This window comes from Algoriphagus sp. 4150 (genome assembly GCF_031457395.1).
GTDB lineage: Bacteria > Bacteroidota > Bacteroidia > Cytophagales > Cyclobacteriaceae > Algoriphagus.
The window spans coordinates 144,287-162,479 of the sequence record NZ_JAVDWS010000003.1 but is presented as its reverse complement, the minus strand read 5'-3'; the positions used below and the strand labels follow the sequence as shown (position 1 = coordinate 162,479).

The window sequence follows — 18,193 nt, the reverse complement described above, 5'->3', positions numbered from 1 at the left end:
CTTTAGTGGGCTGTTTCAAGGTAGTTAATTGTCTTCTGACTCTATTTTTTATAATGGGTTTTGAACCTCCCCAACAAAAATCGGATTAGGCTATTACAAATCTTGAGGCAATGTCCGCACTAAGCGATTGGTGATACTGTTGTCACAAACGATCAAGCTTACGACTGCCTTGTACTACCCAGCCTAACTGCGGGTTAAAAAGTGAACAGGGGCATTATATCCTAAAAATCCTTCTTCACGTAATTCAATTCCTCTATTGTTCTTACTCCATCTTCAGTCAGGGCAAGCCAAAGTTTGATTTCATTGCCCTCCCTCTTCATGGTCAAGCCGTGAAAATACACAGTATTCTCGTCAGTTCCGACCAATCTGAATGTTGTCCACTCCTCCTTTTCTTCCCATGGTGTAAGGTCAGCATTGAAGTGCTTTAGTTTCAAAGAGAAGCTTTCCCCCTCTTGGACTATATTCATGAATTCTGAAAAAATCAACTTGCCTTCGCTCCAAAAGCGAAAAGTACCTATCATATTTCCATCTACCGCTGGCATCCATACCTCCTCGCATTCGCCTCCAAACCCTTCTCCTGTCCAAAAGCCTGCCAGCCAATCCAGGTCAGAAATATTCCCTTTGCCCGGTTCCTGGTCTTTTTCCAGTTGTTTTACCTGAGAAAATGCGATGAAACTGATAAAGAGCAGAATTAACGAAAGAAATGACTTTTTCATCTGTTTATATTTTGTTTTAAGAGGTCAGATGGAATCTCGCCAGGCGAATAATCATCCCTCTCCCGAAGCAAGTTCGGGACAAGTTGTGTGTCGTCTTCGACATGCTCGATTTCATAGTAACTGATTTGGACTGGATGAATTTAGAAAAAATCCGTGAATTAGCTTCGACAAACGATTCCAAGAGCTAATTAAGTCCAGCTTATGAAGAAGCAGGACAACTGTATCAAATTGCGACCTCTTCAATCTTTGCGGTTAAAAATACAACCGGGGGAAGTAGGATAACTTTATAGATTGGGTTTTCTGCGCAAACCTCCGTAGACTCCGAGGTTAATTCACTTTCACAGATCGTGACGCTTTGGAATCTCTGGATTGATAAAAGTAAACCCACGGGCCTCATCTCCTTCAAAAAAATCAATTTCCATTCCCATCAAAAACATAAAGTGCCGCTTTTCTATCAACACAGAAATCCCCAAAATCTCGAATTGCTGATCCTCATCTTTTGGCTTGTCAAAACCCAAAGCATAGGACATTCCGCCACAGCCACCGCCTTTCACTCCTACACGCAGATGATAATCAGCAGGAATATTTTTGTTGGCCATGATGTTTTTGATTTCAGCTTCGGCTTTTTCGGTGATCTTAATGGGGATAATCATGTGGAAGAAATGTTTTTGGCAGGGAATTGGTTCGTGAGAATTCAAATTTACATTCCCATGATGTTTTCTGACGGGGATATTTTGTGCAAATTCGAGTTTAATCCCCAAAAATGGAATACGTAGTCGATTTATTGAAAATACTTTTGCCTGCCGGCATTGTCCTATATGGCATGTACCTCGTAGTTGTTTCTTTCCTGTCGAAGGAAAGAGAAAAGACGCTGGTAGAATTGAAAACCAAAAATTCTCAAACCATACTGCCGATTCGATTGCAGGCGGCTGAGCGGATTTGTCTTTTTCTTGAGCGGATCACTCCGAATAATCTGGTTCGGAGATCAAACCCCGGTGGCCTGACTTCAGGAGAATTGCATTCTCTTCTTCTGGCAGAAGTTCGTGAGGAGTTCAACCATAATTTCTCTCAACAGGTGTATTTTTCGGAGGAGACCTGGGAGGCAGTAAAGAGAGCAGTGGAGGAAGTCACTACGATTATTAATCAAAGCCGACAAATGCTCAATGAAGAAGCCACAGGCTTGGATATGGCAAAGGCAATTTTTGCCCAAGCACTGGATAGAAAAAACGATCCTATAGGATATGCGTTGAAACAAGTAAAATCAGAGATCCAAATTTACTTCTAGCATGACTATTCAATCCAAAGCATCCGAGACAATCGACAGGGCGAAATCCATGTTTGGCAAACAGGTAGATATGCTCGGCAAGCAAAAGGAGAAAGTCAGTGAGCTGATAGCCGGAGTGGGAAATAAGATTTCCAGATTCGGAGACAATCCACGGGTGAAAAAGCTAATCGAGCCGGTTTCTGTTTTTATCAGAATGACCAAAGCACATTTCAACGGTTCACACAAACTCTCCAACAGCACGCTAGGATTGATTTTGCTGGCGTTGGTTTATTTTGTGTCGCCTATTGATATCATCCCCGACTTTTTGGGTGTCATTGGTTACGCAGATGATTTAAGTGTAGTTTTGGCCATATATGCCAAAATACAAGATGAGATAAGTGAGTTTTTGAACTGGGAAAGAACTCAAGTGTAGTTCAGGCTGTTTATTGCCAAAATCTCATGTAATGCTAGACCAAGAAACTACGTTGATTACCCCCGAACTTATTGATTCGGGGCAAAGCTATTCGGAGTATAGGGAAATGATCAATCAGATGTTGGCAGAAGACAAGACCACAGGAACCAATCACTCCGAGAGCTATTTGAACTATACTAAAATGAATGTGCAGCGGATGAACCGCTGGGACAAAACGGCAAAGATTTCGACTGAACTTGATAAAGTAGTTACTTCTATTTCATTTCCGCAAGTTTGGCTGGTGATCACCGAGGCCTGGTGTGGCGATGCTGCACAAAGTTTGCCTTTCATTGCAAAACTGGCCGAATTGAATCCCCTGATCAAGTTGAAATTTGTGCTTCGGGATGAAAATCCCGACCTAATGGATGCCTATCTTACGGAAGGTGCGAGATCGATCCCGATTTTAATAGGTTTGAATGGAGATCTTAGCAAAGAGCTTTTTGTGTGGGGACCGAGACCGGAATTCCTTCAAAACCGCTTGAAAGCATATAAGCTGGATTCTCAAAATATTACGGCAACAGAATTTGCCGATGGCACGCATCTTTGGTATGCCAGAGATAAAAATCAATCTTTATCCAATGAACTTTTGCCATTGATCGCTTCTACCATCTAATATGAAAATCGCGCTAATCTCAGGAACTTCCGGTTTGGTAGGCATGCAATTGCTTCATCAACTCCTGCAAAATACGGAATACGATACAGTGATGTCTGTAGGGAGGAGAAAGCTTGCACTAAAGCATCAGAAGTTAGTCCAGATCGATGGAGACCTAAGTAGGCTGAGCCAGTGGGATTGGGAAGAAAAAGTCACCTCCCAGAGCTTGGGAGGTGAATATAACTCCCTTGTTGATAGCCTAATGGAAAAATCAGCTGAGGTTCATGCTTTTTCCTCCCTTGGGACTACCATCAAGCAAGCCGGTTCCAAAGAGAAGTTTTACGCCATTGATCATGACTTGGTGATTACATTCGGGAAATGGGCCAAGGAATTGGGGGCATCCAAATTTCTATATGTTTCAGCATCCGGCGCCGACCCAAACTCTTCCATATTCTATGGCCGGACCAAAGGAAAAACAGAGGATGATCTCAAGTCAATGGGATTCGATTATTTGGGTCTGTTCAGACCATCTCTTTTGTTGGGAAATAGAAATGAATTCAGGCTAGGGGAGCAGGTGGCATCCATCGTGATGAAGCCACTCGTTTGGCTGAAGCTTTTCAAAAATCTCAGACCAATCTATGATTATCAAGTGGCCAAAGCCATAGTGAAGACGGCACTGACGAAAAAATCCAATTCTGTAGAAATCATCTCCTCCGGAGATATGCAAGACTTAAGTAGTAAATGATAGTAGTAATCCAAAGAGTATCTGAAGCTTCCGTGAAAATTGAAGGAAAAGTCAAAGCCGAAATCGGAAAGGGATTGATGATTTTGCTTGGAATAGAAGAAAGTGATGCGGAGGAAGATATTGTCTGGTTGTCGAATAAGATTGCCAGTCTTCGGATTTTTCCGGATGAAAAGGAAGTAATGAACAAAAGTCTGCGGGATGTGGATGGTGAGATTCTCCTGATATCTCAGTTTACGCTCCATGCGAGTACCAAAAAGGGGAATCGTCCTTCATACATTAAGGCCGCAAAACCTGATATCGCGATTCCGCTTTATGATAAAATGATCAGTGCTTTACAATCTGAACTGGGCAAGCCGATTGGTACAGGAGAATTCGGAGCAGATATGAAAGTTTCCTTGGTGAATGATGGACCTGTGACCATCTTGATTGATAGTAAGAACAGGGTGTAATCAGCAATGAATTTTTCAATCTTTCAGTTTTATAATCTTTCAATTTATCCATTTTGAATTCCCTCATAACAATCACTTCCGCCCAGGTTCTTGCCAAAGGAAAACAAGTTTTTCAATCCTTGGATTTTAACTGGAAAGAAGGCCAGCAATGGGCCGTCATCGGCAATAACGGTGCTGAGATGACAGCTTTTATAGAAGCTATTCGGGGGAATACGGTAATTCCAACGGGTGAAATTGTCCGTCCTTTTGCGAAGGACTATACCGAAGAGAAGACCAAGGCAGGGGAGATCAATTCCTTTCGGGATCTGATCGCATATGTGTCCCAGCGGTACGAAATCCGCAATAAATCCAATCAGCAAAACTTCTATTTCCAGCAACGATTCAATTCCTCTGAATCTGAGGATACCGCCACCGTGCAGGAATATTTATTGGAGGTAAAAGCAAAAGTTGAGGGAGTCTGGACTTTGGAGAAAGTATCCGGATTGCTGCATTTGGAGCACTTGCTGGATAAATCTTTGCTCTTGCTTTCCAATGGGGAAACGCGACGGCTGGCACTTGCTCTGGGGCTGATGCGACAGCCGAAAATCTACCTAATGGATCAGCCGATGACAGGTTTGGATGTGAAAAGTAGAGCGGAGTTCGGAGAGATTTTGAAAGCGATAATTTCTGAGGGCGTGCATGTGTTGCTCACTACTTCTGCTAATGAAATTCCTGAAGGAATCACCCACGTAGCGAAATTAAACAGTGTAGGAATTGGAGGAGATTGGCTGGCAAAGGACTTTCGTTTGACGGCTAAGCATGAGCAAAAGTTGTCTTACGATTGGGAACTTTTGGATTCGCTTTTGCCAAAAAGACCAAATGAGAATGATGAAGTGATTCGACTACAGAACCTTAGTGTTAACTACGGAGATAAGCAAATCCTTAAGAATCTCAACTGGGAGGTTACATCCGGAGATCGCTGGCTGCTAAAAGGAGCAAATGGCTCAGGGAAATCCACGTTGATCAGTTTGCTGATCGGAGAAAATCCCCAAGCTTATTCCAAAGATTTTTGGCTTTTTGGCCGAAAAAGAGGAACGGGTGAAAGCATCTGGGATGTGAAGCGGCCTACCGGCTTTGTAGCACCGGAACTCAGTAGATTCTTTCCTGCCAACCAAACCTGCCGCAAAGTCATCCTTTCAGGGCTTTTTGATACCATGGGATTGTTCAAGAAAGTTAATGGGGAACAGGAAGCCTTAGCTGAATCTTGGATGAAACTCTTCCACTTGGAAGCGTTTGCAACTATCCCCATCAATCGACTTTCTTTGGAAAACCAACGCTGGACTTTGCTAGCCCGCGCGCTGATCAAGCAGCCCAAACTGCTGATTCTCGACGAAGCATCACAGGGTATGGATGAGTTTCAGCGTAGACTTTTCAAGGATACTGTACAGCAAATCTGTGAGCGAAGTACAGTCACCCTGATCTATGTCAGCCACTATGCCGAGGATGTGCCTGAGGCGGTGGGGAAGGTGATGGAGCTGGGTGGATTGTATGATTGGTGAGGAAATAAAAGGACTAAAAAAATCAATTGGTATATGGATAGCTTTACTTTTTTTATTGGCTTTTGCTTTATTCTTATATCAGTTATTATTTTCGTGACTCAATTTAGAGACAGAGCCTTCAGCAAAAAAGAATTTATTGTTGGTGATGTTAAAATTTTCTGTGCCGGAATATTTGCTTTACTCGGAGGGCTATATTTTATCATTAAATCATTTTGAAAAGCTCGTCTTCGTATTCTTTTCCCATGAACGGCCGTCTGTTTTTCGCGCTGAAAATAATATGCACATAATTTTTCACGATCGATTGTCCCATAGTTTATTGCGCCCCTTCAGGGCTTTAAAAATGAAAACTACTTATTTCTGCAACGGCCTGGCGACCGTTGCTTTACTGTTTTGCCCTTTCAGGGCTACTGAATATAGGTTTTTAGACTGAAAATATATGTTTCAAATAATTGGATTTCAGTTGTTTGTGAAGTTTGGTGATTTGTTGAAGATCTAATTTTCCGTGGGAGGTACATACTAAGTTGTAGTAAGAAGATTTTACTTTTCATTAGTTGGCCCTGAAAGGGCTCAATAACCAGCGATGGGCATCGCCCATTGATATTGTGATTTTCATCATTTAGTTCCCAGCCCTGAAAGGGCGTAATACAAAAAAACAGTTACCCCCACACATATCGCTCATCATAGTCCACCTTGTATTTTTTCAAAAAAGCCCTGTATTCATGTTGGAATGATTTCCTTTCATGATGCTTACGCTGGTTTTGAATATAATAAATGACAGTATCGACCTGACTTGGATTAACTGAAAATGCCCCGTACCCATCCTGCCAATAGAAATTACTCAGTTCATCTGCGCGCTTTTTCATCCATTTGGAAGAATCTGTTTTTATCTCTTCCAGTAACTTAGCAATTGTCATGTTCTTAGCTAAGAGACAAAGGATATGTACGTGATCTAAATATCCTCCTACTTGAATAGGACTACAGTCATAGGCTTTGCAAACGCCACCGAGGTATTTAAAGAGTTCGTCTTCATATTCCTGTTTGATAAAAGGCTGTCTGTTTTTCGTGCTGAAAATAATGTGCACATAATTTTTCACGAGTGATTGTCCCATAGTTTATTGCGCCCCTTCAGGGCTTTAAAAATGAAATTTACTTATCTCTACAATGGTCTGGCGACCATTTCTCTGTTGTTTTGCCCTTTCAGGGCTAGTAGCCGCTATGCTATTTTGCCCTTACAAGGCTAATAAATATAAAGTTTTCCGATCTAAAAAATGTGTTTCAATTGACTGAATTTTAGTTGTTTATTATATGTGTTTTGCTTTTATGGAATCAGTGTTGTTTGTGATATGAAAGCGACAGGGAGGTAATGTAATGTCACCATAGTTTGAGCCCTGAAAGGGCTCGATATTCAGCGATGGGGGTAGCCCGTCGATGTGATCAGATCAAAAGTGTTTCGTTTTCATCTCAGCCCTGAAAGGGTGTCATCAAAAAGTAGCATCACAAGGAATGGATGAGTTCGGATTTCGGACTCATTATGCAGAGCTGATTTGAGTGGATTGAGGAATGGTATGTTTTTACTGATTAAAAAACCAACCCTTTTTATTGATATAATGGGTGCCTAAATAAATGGAAATTCCAAAGACAATTAAAATAATTGGTATAGCGCCTATTTTTTGATAGAAGGCAAGTTCACCCACTAAAGCACCTACAGCAAGAAATAATATAAATGAGCTAATGAAATCTAAAAATCTTTCATGACGATCTGTGGCTTTTCTATTTGAAGAAATATTCAGAAATGGTCCTTCAAAAATCTGCAAGAGAAGCTTTGAGGTAATTCCAAATGAAAAAAGCATATCAAAATTAGTCCCATATCTCTTGGAGCTTCGATAGAACTACCTATAAGCAGAGGGAGAAATAAACCAACTAATCCCGCAAATCCCTTTATAATTTTCATTGGAAGGTATGATTTGTAGAGTAACAAATTAATCAAATGCTTTAAAAATAGCTAACAAAGTTCTGTTCAATTACAATTGAGCGATTGTTTATACGATAGTCTTTCGTATTTTTGTGTATAAACTATAAAGTTATGAAAGTCACTGCTTTAATTGAAGATGAATTGATCCAAGATGTGATGGAAATCTCAGGAGCTAAAAATATTACTGAAGCATTGAGGATAGCACTTCGCGACTACTTGTCTCGCAAAAAGTTACGTGAATTGGCTGATCAAATAGTAGCGGAGCCAATAGCTTTCACGTATGGCGCTGACAAATTGAGAGAAACCAATCAGCAATGAAGCAGGTTCTTGTCGATACCTCAGTGTGGATCGAGTTTCTAAAAGGTAATCCGGAATTCTTCGCTCCGATGATAGATTTGATGGAGAAAGGCGAAATATATTCTTTGGAATTGATCTTTGCTGAGTTGCTTCAAGGGGTAAAGAATACCAGAGAATTAAATTTGATCAAAGATTTCTATCGCCAACTTCGGATTTTGGATCAGCCGGGATTGATTTTTGAATCTGGAGATTTTTCTAGAAAAGCTGGATTAATCAATCGTGGAATTGGTTTGATCGATGCGGTGATCATTCATTCAGCTGAAAGATTTGGGTTGGAGATTTGGACTCTTGATCGCAAGATCTTAGCTTTTTCGGGTTATAACAGAATTTATAAACCGTAGTTGACTTCAGTGTAAGGGAGATACTACAGACTATTTTTTTGGAAGATCTGTTTGGCACAGAAAACGGATTTCATTTTTAGCGTCCCCTTGAGATTCTCCAATCAACTGGTTTTTCGGCTTCCGGATAATTTTCTCATTGATTTTTTGGAAATCATTTCCTAGCTCATGTGAAAGCCCTGAGCCTTATGACAAGCAGAGGATTATCTCTCCAAAAACTCAGTGCAGGAATAGCCATTCCCAGTGAGTTTTCATTTACTTCTCACTCTCAATTTTCATTGAATTTCCACTTATATCTACAATAGCAAGGAGGGAATAGACAGCTTTCTAGAAGTTGCTAAAGCGGCGTTGAGTTAAGATTTTTGCTTTTTTAGCTTTGCTTTTTCTTCAGCTTCAAGAAATCTAAACTGGCTAATTGCTGTGATTAAATCGAGCGGTAAGGGTTTGTCCAGTGGAAATTGAATAGCACCGGTGGAGGTTGCATAATTCTTGAGCTCTTTCTTGAATTCACTCACGCCGCTGTTCGTAGGGTAGAATCCAATGTGTTTTTTGGCGGCGGCGAAATAGACCAGAACCTCAGTGGTCTTGTAAGCCGGCATTCCGTAGCTGATCACTTCTTTTGCTTTAGGGATAGATTTTAAGATAGTTGCGCGCATTTGCTCAAGTTTTTCCCGTACTTCAGGTGAGCACCAGCTGAGATATTCTTCTACGGAAGAAGGTTTTGCGTTCATCATTAGGTAGAAAATTTAGATCGTAGATACTAGACTCAAGATTTTCTATCATTTCAATCTAGTTCATCCGCTGCAGGAACCAATTTAGCACTTAAGTCCGGATCTTCCATGTCTTCGTCTAACGGAAACATAGGGCGATTGATGCGCTTGTAACCTAAACGTTCCAGATCCTGATCCACTCCTCCCGGAGTCAAAGCCATTATCCAATCTGCCCGCATATCATAGAGATCAGGAACCAAATATCCGATTTTAACCACCACGATATCCGCTTCTCTTGGGGTGAGTCCAAGGTTTGTGAAATCACTTTCGTTATGGTAAGGCTTGCGTTTTTTGGTCACGATCACATGGACTGAACCGACTTTCACCACAACTTCAACTTCTGCAGCCCCGTCTCCTTCCTTGATGGCTTCCACCGTTCCTTTCAGCATGACAGGCGGAGCAAATCGATCATCAATTGCCGCTCCCGCTGTGCCTTCCACTTTTCCACCCACACCGGCTGCTATAGCTTTCTCTACAAATTCAGGTCCTGGGATAGACGCATAAATTACCGTAGGTCCATTTTCGGATTTGAACTCGGGTCTCTTCAGGATTTCGGTCAAAGTCCAAGTCACATCTCCTGCACCGCCCGCCGTAGGATTATCCCCCATGTCGCTGATCATAAATGGTTTTTTGTCACTGGCAATTGCCATGTTCAGACTTTCTTCCAAAGAAGCCACGGGAGCCACGAATTCAAATTCATTCCGGACATCCCAGAAGCTTTGTGCAAGTTCCTCAGCAGACTCCGTCACAGCATGTTCATCATCACCGGTCACCATGACCACTGCATGATTTCTGGGTTCATCTGCCCATGCATAGCCGATCCAAATTGCCGCATCGATTACTCCGTCTTTTTTGGTCATGGGATCCACTTTGGCGTAAAGGCTTTTTCCGGGATCAATTCTGGTGCTTGTCTTTTCGCCGGGAAGCAAAACTGGAACAGGAATCCAAGCCTTATACGCAGGCTTTCCCTTCCCGCTCTCCAATCGATCCAGCAAGTTTTCTACTGCCCGTTGTTTTGACTCTAGCGCATCTTCATGCGGAGCCATTCTGTAGCAAGTGATGAGGTCTGTGTTTTCAGCCAGTCTCCAGGATACATTTCCATGCAAATCCATGGAAGTAGAGATTAACGTCTCCTGTCCTACAATCTCACGAACACGAATGATAAAATCACCTTCAGGATCATCCAAACCTACTACACTCATGGCGCCGTGGATGTCAAAGAAAAGTCCATCATAAGGTAGGTTTTCTTTTAGCATATCCAGAGTTTTTCCAACAAGTTCTTCGTATGCTTCACGGGTTACGATTCCGCCTGGGATAGCATGGCCTCTTAAAGCAGGAAACCATTCGGCTCTTGCTCTATCGGCAGATGCAGAATCCAAGAAGGGATAATAATTGAAAATATCGGCTCCTTCTCTGGTACGGAAGGCAGCGACATCACTGGTAGCTGGGGAAAAAGTACTGGATTCTATGGCTAAGCCTGCTATGGCAATACGTGGAAGTCGTTTAGAATTTTCTTTTGATGTACAGGAAATCGTAACTATGAATAAGAAAAGGTATGACACAAAATTTCTCATGGCTTAAGGAGTAGTTTTTGATTTGAGGTGATTGTGTATTATCACAATCTCAAGTTTCAATTTAAGGCAGTATAATGAAACTTAGTCAAAAATTTCTAAGAATAACTCGATTATAACTCAATATTTTTAAAAATGATTACTTATCGGCATTTTTCTGATTTGCCAGAACTTGTGTGGTATGTGCAAATCTATCCAGCCAGCCCCGGTGATCCTTTCTGATGAACGTGACCATGACTGTCCCGAAAAACCATATCGCTAGGAAAAAAAGGTATAAGAATAAATAGAGCTTATCGTCAAAGCGGGTATCAATCAAAAACCTTGAAACCTCTCCTACTAAGAAGGGGAGAATCAAAAATATACCATAGCGGGCGATCAGATCTTTATAAGTAAGCTTGAGACCATCCATTCTGATGATTCGTATTCCAAGTAGTTTTTTGCCAATAGTCTGACCGCCTGTCATTTTACTGATAAAAATAAAATAGAAGAAAATGAGTCCAACTTTCATCAGGGACAGTAGCCAGATATTTTGTGTAAGACCTTCAATGATGTATGATGTGAACAGAATCACGACTAAGGAGTCAAAAAAGATTGCCAGAAATCGCTGTGTCAAGGTAACCTCGGTTTGATTCACAAGAGGCTTGCTTGACACATTGGGCAGGAGGTTGGAATATCGTGCAATTACGAAACCGATAAAACAGCCAAATGTATTGGTAATCAAGTCATCAACTTCAAAGTGTCTATAGCGGCATGGGTACAATCCATAAAGTGCAGTGAGTTGCGTGATTTCAAAGAATAATGAAACTAAAAAGCCGATTAGAGTGGCGATCCCCGCATGCTTCACTTGGAATAAATACCGGAGAAAAAAGCCTAATGGCATAAGCAGCAATACATTGAAAGATGTCACCATAAATGTGCTGCTTTTCACAATACTGAAAAGGGAAATATTTCCTTGAATCTCCTGCATGGTCACTTTGACAAACCGGAAAGGGAGAAAATTAGGAGTGACACTTCCCCTGTATTCGCAAAATCCCTCCGAGAGTGGGGGAAGCGGTAGAATGGTCAAGAAAAAGGCCGTCATCCCATAAAAAGCGAAAATGTAGAAAACCAGACTTCTATTAAACTGTACATATCCCATTCTCTTATACTGAAAATAGGCAAATGGGACAATACTTAGCAACGCCACCAGCGGAAAATAAATAAGTGAAGTTCGGATGGCTTCGAAATAATTGTTCATGTAATACATTTTTTATTATATGAAGCAATGAGGGCTCCTATATCATAATCTTAAGAACTTAAAATGAATTTTCTGCAATAACCGATCCTTTTCGTACAAGTTTTGCCTAATTGGTATTCGATTGAATGTTAATTTTGACTAATCAAGTGAAAAACTATGAAAGAAGATATTACGCTGGCCGAGGCCCAGGAGCAAGTAGATCAGTGGATCAAAACAGTTGGAGTACGCTATTTCAATGAATTGACCAATATGACCATCTTAATGGAAGAAGTAGGCGAATTGGCTAGAATCATGTCAAGGACATACGGTGAGCAATCTTTCAAGGATTCAGATAAGGGCAGGGATCTTGGCGATGAAATGGCTGATGTACTTTGGGTGCTTATCTGCTTGGCAAATCAGACCGGAGTAAATCTTACCGAAGCTGTGAAGAAGAATTTTGAGAAGAAAAATATCAGGGACATCGATAGGCACAAGAATAACGACAAGTTGAAATGAGAAAAGCCTTCTTCCTGAGGCTAAAGATCCTTTTTCCATAGGAAGTCTCATGTAGCGTACAAATTCTGGGGGGTAGGAAAAGCCAGAACTCAAGACTAAGTTCTGGCTCCGTTGAGTGTTTTAGATCACCTCAGTCCACACCGATACTGATCCGGGTGCGCAGTGAAAATCAGCCCATCCTGCTTCATTTACCCAAACCTCGTCTTGGATTTTGCCCAAGGCATCCCGGAAACTCCTTCCTGCATACCTACTTCCTATTTCCATGGAGATGGTAGCTCCGTCACTGTTTGATATGACTACGGCACATCCAGAGTGATCTTCATCACCCTCTCTAGTCCAGCCCACTGCATTTGGCTGATCAAAGTAATCACGCTGGGTTCCAAAGGCGAAATCCTTCCGTGCATAAAGCAACGCCTCAAGTTCGTCTACACGGTTGATGAAAATCTCATAATCCTGACCATCTTCTCCTTTGTCCCAATAGCTTGCTCCAAATAAGTCGGGATAAAAGATACAGGGATAACCGTCCTTTCGAAGCAAAATCAGCGCATAAGCCAATGGTTTGAACCAAGCTTCAACAGGTGCTTCCAGTGCTTGGAGTGGCTGTGTGTCATGATTGTCCACTAAGGTGACGGCGAGTTCAGGATTTTGTGCCACTAGTGTTTTGTTGAATATCTTCCGTAAGTCAAAATGACTTCCTGAATTGGAGGCTATATGGAAACTGTGCTGCAAAGCCGAGTCAAATAGACTCATCGAGCCTTCAGTTGCGTCTATGTATTTAGTAAGTAGTTCTAAGTGGCCAGGTGCCCAATATTCTCCTACAGCAAAAATATCTTTGCCTACACGCTCCCTAAGCAAGTATAAAAATTCTTTGAAATATCCCGGAGGAATGTGCTTCACGGCATCCAAGCGTATCCCGTCATAATAGGTAAGTTCGTGCAGCCAAGTGGCATATTTTATCAGTTCATCACGTACTGCAGGGTTTCTGAATTCTATGTCGCAAAACATCAAAAAATCATAGTTTCCTTTTTCATTTGTGATCATTTCCTTCCAGTCATCCCCATATTCGCTCATAAGGTTGAATATGCCATGTTCCTGATTGCGGTGATCATAATCAACCCCACTGAAGCAATGCTTGTCCCATATGAAATCAGAATATTGTCCCTTTCTCCCCGGAAAAATGAACCGTGTGAAGGCTTCGATTTCATAAGGTTCTGAGACGTTTTCCAGCCGATTGTCTTCGTTGACTTTTACGGCTTGTACCGGCTCGGATTCATCTCCACCCGCTTTATGATTGAAAACAAAATCCACGATAACCTGAATTCCTCTATCATGAAGTGCTTGAGTAGCTTCTATGAATTCATCTTTGGTGCCATACTTAGTACGGACACTTCCTTTCTGGTCGAATTCCCCTAAGTCAAATAAATCATACGAGTCGTATCCCACACTCATTCCTCCGAGTTCTCCTTTAGAGGCGGGAGGCAGCCATGCACCGGTGATCCCGAGCTGGCCCAGATATTCCGCTTTTTCTTTTACTTCTTTCCATAGCGTATCTTCAGGGGAATACCAATGGAAAAATTGGATCATCGTTCCGTTTTTCATCTGTTTATAATTGTTTTTCTATTTTCACCCCGATTAATCGGGGCAGGCTATGGAATCTCGCATGCATTATAATCACCCCTCTCCCGAAGCAAGTTCGGGACAAGTTGTGTGTCGTCTTCGACATGCTCGATTTCATACCTAAAAGTTGGTTGGTTTAGTGGTTAAACTAAACGATAAACGCCAAAACCGGCGGTTAGTTTAAACTATTTTTATGAGCCGGGGAAAAAGAAGAATTAGACTGTGATTTTTAGTGAAAAAGTAATATGATTATCCCCAATGATCCCAGTAGCCATATTTTCCTTGCTTTATTGGCTGGAAGACCCCTGCCCGACGTCAGGCGGGGATGACCGAAGTAGCCTCAATGCCCCGATGGCTATCGGGATTACCAAATCTTATGTCGCTTTTTCTTCCTTACCGGTAGAAAAGTGGATATACATAAAAAGTAAAATTCTATAGTCCAACGGATCGGATTTTGTTAATTGACTATTCAATTTATATAATTACCCGACTCTTTTCGACCAAGGAATAAAAGCTATATCGAGATTTATAAAACTGCAGAACTAGGTTTTTTTTATTGTTTTTAGCTGTTTTCAGTTAATTAGGAGTCGTTCCAATAAGTACACCGTTTTCTACTTTTCCTACCAAGGTAAATAAATCTAAGGTCAGGCAAAAGTCGATATCTGAATCGATGTTGTGATTTTGAAGGCGCTTGGCATGAGAAGCTTGGGAGAGAAATCCTTTCAAATCATAGCCTTCTTTTTCATATAGGGATTTCATTGCTATTGCACCATCATCCTCTGATTCGTGGGTGGATTCCAGAGCTTTCACCAAAGCTCCTGCATAGAGTGAATCTTCCAAATTGAATTTTCCTTTCCATCCTGCACAATGAATAAGCACATCTATATCCCGTGATTGGATATAACTCACCGTCGCTTGGAGATTTGGAAAAGCTCCAATCAGAATTTCATCTGCTCCATTCGATTTGGAAATAGCCAACGTTCCATTTGTGGTGGTCATGGCAAGTCTTTTGCCCCGGTACTTACCTGTCAAATAGGCTAGGGGGGAGTTTCCCAGTTGGAAGCCTTCCGCGGTGATCCCGTTTCTTTCTCCGGCGATCAGGTAGCCGTTAGCTGCCATAGCGCGGCATTCTTCCAGATCTGCACAGGTTTTTATTTCAGAGATGCCGTTTGCCAGCGCAGCCACCATGGTGGAAGTAGCCCGGAATATGTCCACCACCACCACCAGTTTTCCTTGCAGTTCATGTAAGTGAATTAATTCCGGGCTAAAGCAGATTTCTACTTGTTTCATTTATTTTTTCAATAGTGGAAGTTTTTCCACTTGAGCTTTAAGGTTCTTATTTCGTACCTGAATGAAGATCTCTGTTCCGGCTTTACTGAAGTCGGTTTTCACATAGCCCAAACCGATTCCTACACCCATACTTGGAGATTGTGTTCCTGATGTTACTTCCCCGATTACTTCTCCTGAGGCATCTACGATTGGATAGTGACCCCTTGGGATACCTCTTTCCTGCATGACAAATCCCACTAATTTTTTGGTAACCCCGGCTTCTTTCTGAGCTTTTAGTGCTTCAGAGTTGGTGAAATCTTTGGTGAATTTGGTGATCCAGCCCAAACCGGCTTCCAATGGACATGTAGTATCAGTGATGTCATTTCCATATAGACAATAGCCCATTTCCATTCTAAGTGTATCTCTTGCTCCCAGGCCTATTGGCTTGATGTCAAAGTCTTTTCCCGCTTCAAAAATTGCTTTCCAGACTTTTTCTGCATCTTCGTTTTTCACATAGATTTCAAATCCTCCGGCACCTGTATAGCCGGTTCCAGAGATAATCACATCCCGCACTCCCGCAAATTCGCCAACGGTAAAATGATAGAATTTCACGTCGGCTAGATTAACCGGAGTCAAAGCTTGTACTGCTTCTATAGCTTTTGGACCCTGAATAGCAAAAAGTGATATCTCGTCTGAGATATTAGTGAGCTTGGCACCCATGGTATTGTGCTTATTTACCCAATCCCAATCCTTGTCAATGTTTGAAGCATTCACCACAAGCATGTATTTTTCTTCAGAAAACTTGTAGACGATCAGGTCATCCACTATTCCGCCTGTTTCATTGGGGAAGCAAGAATATTGTGCTTGTCCATTCACGATCTTGGAAGCATCGTTTGAGGTGACTTTTTGGATAAGGTTTAGGGCCTCGGGTCCTTCTACCATAAATTCGCCCATATGAGAGACATCAAAAACGCCAACGCCATTTCTCACACAGAGATGCTCTTCATTATCAGAACTGTAGCGTACAGGCATGTTATATCCTGCAAAAGGCACCATTTTGCCTCCAAGGGCAACGTGCAAGTCATTGAGTTGGATTTTTTTGATTTGCTCTTCCATAGTTGGGGTTTATATAATGGCTGCAAAGGTAAGAAATGGAGCCATCGAAATTAAATTACTCTACTAAAATGATGGTTAATTAAACCCGAAATATGCATTAGTAATTCTATTGCAGCCATTAATTGCTTCAAAATCAGCCATTTCATTGCTGTTTTCGAGTTCACCATAGCTGTGCTATGCCTCACTCTCCAAACAACCTGATTTTCTTGCAATTAATGGCTTCATCACGAAACCTAATGCATAATCCGGGTTAAAAGAAAAGGTTGCCTTCATTGAGCGAAAGCAACCTTTTCTAAGACTGTGATACTGACAATTTCTAGTATCCCGGATTTTGGACCAAGTTATTGTTGACTTCGATCTCCTGAAGAGGGATTGGCCATAGAACACGGAATTGCTCATTGGCAGGGAATAATCCTGAGACTAGTCCATATCTCTGTAGGTCAGAGTAGCGATGTCCTTCGAAAGCGAATTCAAATCTTCTTTGAACCAGTATTTCATCCAGAGCACGCTGTACAGTAGGAAGATCAGCATTTGTTAATTCTTCCAATCCTGCTCTTCCTCTGATTACATTGATATCGTCAATGATACTAAGGTTTGATAATGCTCCGCTTCCTGCCAATCTTGCATTAGCCTCTGCTCGGATCAGATACATTTCAGCTAATCTAAGAAGTGGGACATTGTCGTCACTGGTAGAAGATCTGTAATATTTCACTGCTCTCAGCCTTGAGCCATTATCCAATACGGATGCATCAAATCTCACGTCTCCTTGATCTCCTGAAGCTTGGAAAGCGTTGAAGAAAGGAGGTCTTAAATAGAACTTCTGGCCACCTGTAGCAGGGTCTGAAGCAATGGCAAGTAAGCTTTGATCGCCATCCGTATTGGTGAAATTAAGCTCCAAAATCATCTCATTGTTCCCCTTTATGGAGAACAAATCCGAGTATGAAGTCTGAAGAGCATAATTCCCTGATTCGATAACCTCAGATGCTTTGGTAGCAGCTTCAGCGTAATTTCCAGCTTGCAACTGTACTCTGGCTAGTAATGCGGTCGCTGCCCCCGGCCCGGCTCTGAAAGGTCTGTCAGCTGTGTTTCCTAAGTTTGCTTCGGCAAAAGTCAACTCACTGATAAGAAAATTATAGACCTCCTCTTCCGAGTCACGTGGAGATAGAATTAGAGCATTTGTGTTTTCAACAAACTCTGTCATGATCGGAATACCTCCGAAAACTCTCAGCAGATCGTAATGTACAAAAGCTCGAATGAAGCGGGCTTCTGCCTCAATTGCGGAAGCTTCTTCTTCTGAGATATTGTCCACAGACGGAATGGAATAAAGTACAAAATTCGCATTTCGGATTACCTCATACATTCTTCTCCAAGTGGTTCTAAGCTGGAGATTGGAAGGGTTGATCCTTCTTGAGCTTACTTCCTGATCGGTAGAGAATGTGCCTGAGTGGGCCAGATTGTCAGTATAAGTATCTTGATACAACAAGTACCTAAATCCATAATAATCTTCGATTTGCATGCCGTCATACATGCCTTTAAGCGCGAATTGTAAACCTGCATTGGTGGTAATCGCACCATCTACGTCGATTCTATTGACAGGCTCCTGATCCAGTGTGTCACAGGAAACAGCAAAGAGTGCCAATACGATATATTGATATATGTTTTTTCTATTCATGAC

Annotated in this window: 20 protein-coding genes; 9 read left to right on the top strand and 11 right to left on the bottom strand. The window is 41.8% G+C overall.

From position 1 onward, the window contains the following. Nucleotides 1-221: 221 nt before the first annotated feature. Nucleotides 222-716 carry a DUF6265 family protein gene (locus tag J2X69_RS06860; protein WP_310100583.1) on the bottom strand — a complete coding sequence of 165 codons (495 nt, stop codon included), beginning with the start codon at nucleotides 714-716 and terminating at the stop codon, nucleotides 222-224. A 338-nt stretch (nucleotides 717-1,054) separates the two neighbouring features. Beyond that, nucleotides 1,055-1,369, bottom strand: a complete 315-nt coding sequence (locus J2X69_RS06855) for an iron-sulfur cluster assembly accessory protein (protein WP_310100580.1) — start codon at nucleotides 1,367-1,369, stop codon at nucleotides 1,055-1,057. A 110-nt stretch (nucleotides 1,370-1,479) separates the two neighbouring features. Here J2X69_RS06855 and J2X69_RS06850 point away from each other — a divergent pair, with 110 nt between their 5' ends. From J2X69_RS06850 to J2X69_RS06825, 6 genes are read left to right on the top strand one after another with little or no spacing between them, the layout of a single operon-like run. After that, nucleotides 1,480-2,001, top strand: coding sequence for a hypothetical protein (locus J2X69_RS06850; protein ID WP_310100578.1), 522 nt, complete (start codon nucleotides 1,480-1,482; stop codon nucleotides 1,999-2,001). A 1-nt stretch (nucleotide 2,002) separates the two neighbouring features. After that, the gene (locus J2X69_RS06845; protein ID WP_310100576.1) at nucleotides 2,003-2,413 is read left to right on the top strand and encodes a YkvA family protein; all 411 of its coding nucleotides are present in this window, start codon (nucleotides 2,003-2,005) and stop codon (nucleotides 2,411-2,413) included. A 31-nt stretch (nucleotides 2,414-2,444) separates the two neighbouring features. Further along, nucleotides 2,445-3,065: a thioredoxin family protein gene (locus tag J2X69_RS06840; RefSeq protein ID WP_310100573.1), complete on the top strand. Its 621-nt coding sequence runs from the start codon at nucleotides 2,445-2,447 to the stop codon at nucleotides 3,063-3,065. A gap of 1 nt (nucleotide 3,066) precedes the next feature. Beyond that, nucleotides 3,067-3,789, top strand: a complete 723-nt coding sequence (locus tag J2X69_RS06835) for an NAD-dependent epimerase/dehydratase family protein (RefSeq protein ID WP_310100570.1) — start codon at nucleotides 3,067-3,069, stop codon at nucleotides 3,787-3,789. Continuing rightward, a complete protein-coding gene (dtd, locus tag J2X69_RS06830; RefSeq protein ID WP_310100568.1) occupies nucleotides 3,786-4,238 on the top strand; it encodes a D-aminoacyl-tRNA deacylase in 453 nt (150 codons plus the stop codon). Before J2X69_RS06835 ends, dtd begins: the two co-directional genes overlap by 4 nt. 53 nt (nucleotides 4,239-4,291) lie before the next feature. Beyond that, nucleotides 4,292-5,776, top strand: coding sequence for an ATP-binding cassette domain-containing protein (locus J2X69_RS06825; protein WP_310100566.1), 1,485 nt, complete (start codon nucleotides 4,292-4,294; stop codon nucleotides 5,774-5,776). A gap of 656 nt (nucleotides 5,777-6,432) precedes the next feature. Here the strand turns inward: J2X69_RS06825 and tnpA are convergent. Beyond that, complete coding sequence (gene tnpA / locus J2X69_RS06820; RefSeq protein WP_310100563.1) at nucleotides 6,433-6,885, bottom strand: IS200/IS605 family transposase; 453 nt, start codon at nucleotides 6,883-6,885, stop codon at nucleotides 6,433-6,435. Nucleotides 6,886-7,347: 462 nt separating this feature from the next. Continuing rightward, nucleotides 7,348-7,626 carry a hypothetical protein gene (locus J2X69_RS06815; protein ID WP_310100560.1) on the bottom strand — a complete coding sequence of 93 codons (279 nt, stop codon included), beginning with the start codon at nucleotides 7,624-7,626 and terminating at the stop codon, nucleotides 7,348-7,350. A gap of 233 nt (nucleotides 7,627-7,859) precedes the next feature. Between J2X69_RS06815 and J2X69_RS06810 the strand changes: the two genes are divergently transcribed. Together J2X69_RS06810 and J2X69_RS06805 are read left to right on the top strand one after the other, a co-directional pair. After that, nucleotides 7,860-8,066: a type II toxin-antitoxin system VapB family antitoxin gene (locus J2X69_RS06810; protein WP_310100557.1), complete on the top strand. Its 207-nt coding sequence runs from the start codon at nucleotides 7,860-7,862 to the stop codon at nucleotides 8,064-8,066. After that, entirely contained in the window at nucleotides 8,063-8,446 is a 384-nt protein-coding gene (locus J2X69_RS06805) for a PIN domain-containing protein (RefSeq protein WP_310100554.1), read from the top strand. The genes J2X69_RS06810 and J2X69_RS06805 overlap by 4 nt, the downstream gene beginning before the upstream one ends. Before the next feature lie 350 nt (nucleotides 8,447-8,796). On the opposite strand, the gene J2X69_RS06800 is transcribed toward J2X69_RS06805, so the two are convergent. The 3 genes from J2X69_RS06800 to J2X69_RS06790 form a co-directional block, all read right to left on the bottom strand. Continuing rightward, the gene (locus tag J2X69_RS06800; RefSeq protein WP_310100551.1) at nucleotides 8,797-9,177 is read right to left on the bottom strand and encodes a DUF1801 domain-containing protein; all 381 of its coding nucleotides are present in this window, start codon (nucleotides 9,175-9,177) and stop codon (nucleotides 8,797-8,799) included. A gap of 50 nt (nucleotides 9,178-9,227) precedes the next feature. Then, the gene (locus J2X69_RS06795; protein WP_310100549.1) at nucleotides 9,228-10,787 is read right to left on the bottom strand and encodes a M81 family metallopeptidase; all 1,560 of its coding nucleotides are present in this window, start codon (nucleotides 10,785-10,787) and stop codon (nucleotides 9,228-9,230) included. A gap of 136 nt (nucleotides 10,788-10,923) precedes the next feature. Then, entirely contained in the window at nucleotides 10,924-12,021 is a 1,098-nt protein-coding gene (locus J2X69_RS06790) for a VanZ family protein (protein ID WP_310100546.1), read from the bottom strand. Nucleotides 12,022-12,177: 156 nt separating this feature from the next. Here J2X69_RS06790 and J2X69_RS06785 point away from each other — a divergent pair, with 156 nt between their 5' ends. Next, complete coding sequence (locus tag J2X69_RS06785) at nucleotides 12,178-12,516, top strand: nucleotide pyrophosphohydrolase (RefSeq protein ID WP_310100544.1); 339 nt, start codon at nucleotides 12,178-12,180, stop codon at nucleotides 12,514-12,516. A 120-nt stretch (nucleotides 12,517-12,636) separates the two neighbouring features. Here J2X69_RS06785 and J2X69_RS06780 read toward each other — a convergent pair whose 3' ends face one another. The 4 genes from J2X69_RS06780 to J2X69_RS06765 form a co-directional block, all read right to left on the bottom strand. After that, nucleotides 12,637-14,115: an alpha-amylase gene (locus tag J2X69_RS06780; RefSeq protein ID WP_310100541.1), complete on the bottom strand. Its 1,479-nt coding sequence runs from the start codon at nucleotides 14,113-14,115 to the stop codon at nucleotides 12,637-12,639. Nucleotides 14,116-14,709: 594 nt separating this feature from the next. Next, the gene (locus J2X69_RS06775; RefSeq protein WP_310100538.1) at nucleotides 14,710-15,423 is read right to left on the bottom strand and encodes a 2-phosphosulfolactate phosphatase; all 714 of its coding nucleotides are present in this window, start codon (nucleotides 15,421-15,423) and stop codon (nucleotides 14,710-14,712) included. After that, on the bottom strand, nucleotides 15,424-16,518 hold the full coding sequence (gcvT, locus tag J2X69_RS06770) for a glycine cleavage system aminomethyltransferase GcvT (protein ID WP_310100534.1): 1,095 nt from the start codon (nucleotides 16,516-16,518) through the stop codon (nucleotides 15,424-15,426). A gap of 316 nt (nucleotides 16,519-16,834) precedes the next feature. Then, nucleotides 16,835-18,190, bottom strand: a complete 1,356-nt coding sequence (locus J2X69_RS06765; RefSeq protein WP_310100529.1) for a RagB/SusD family nutrient uptake outer membrane protein — start codon at nucleotides 18,188-18,190, stop codon at nucleotides 16,835-16,837. Nucleotides 18,191-18,193: the final 3 nt, after the last annotated feature.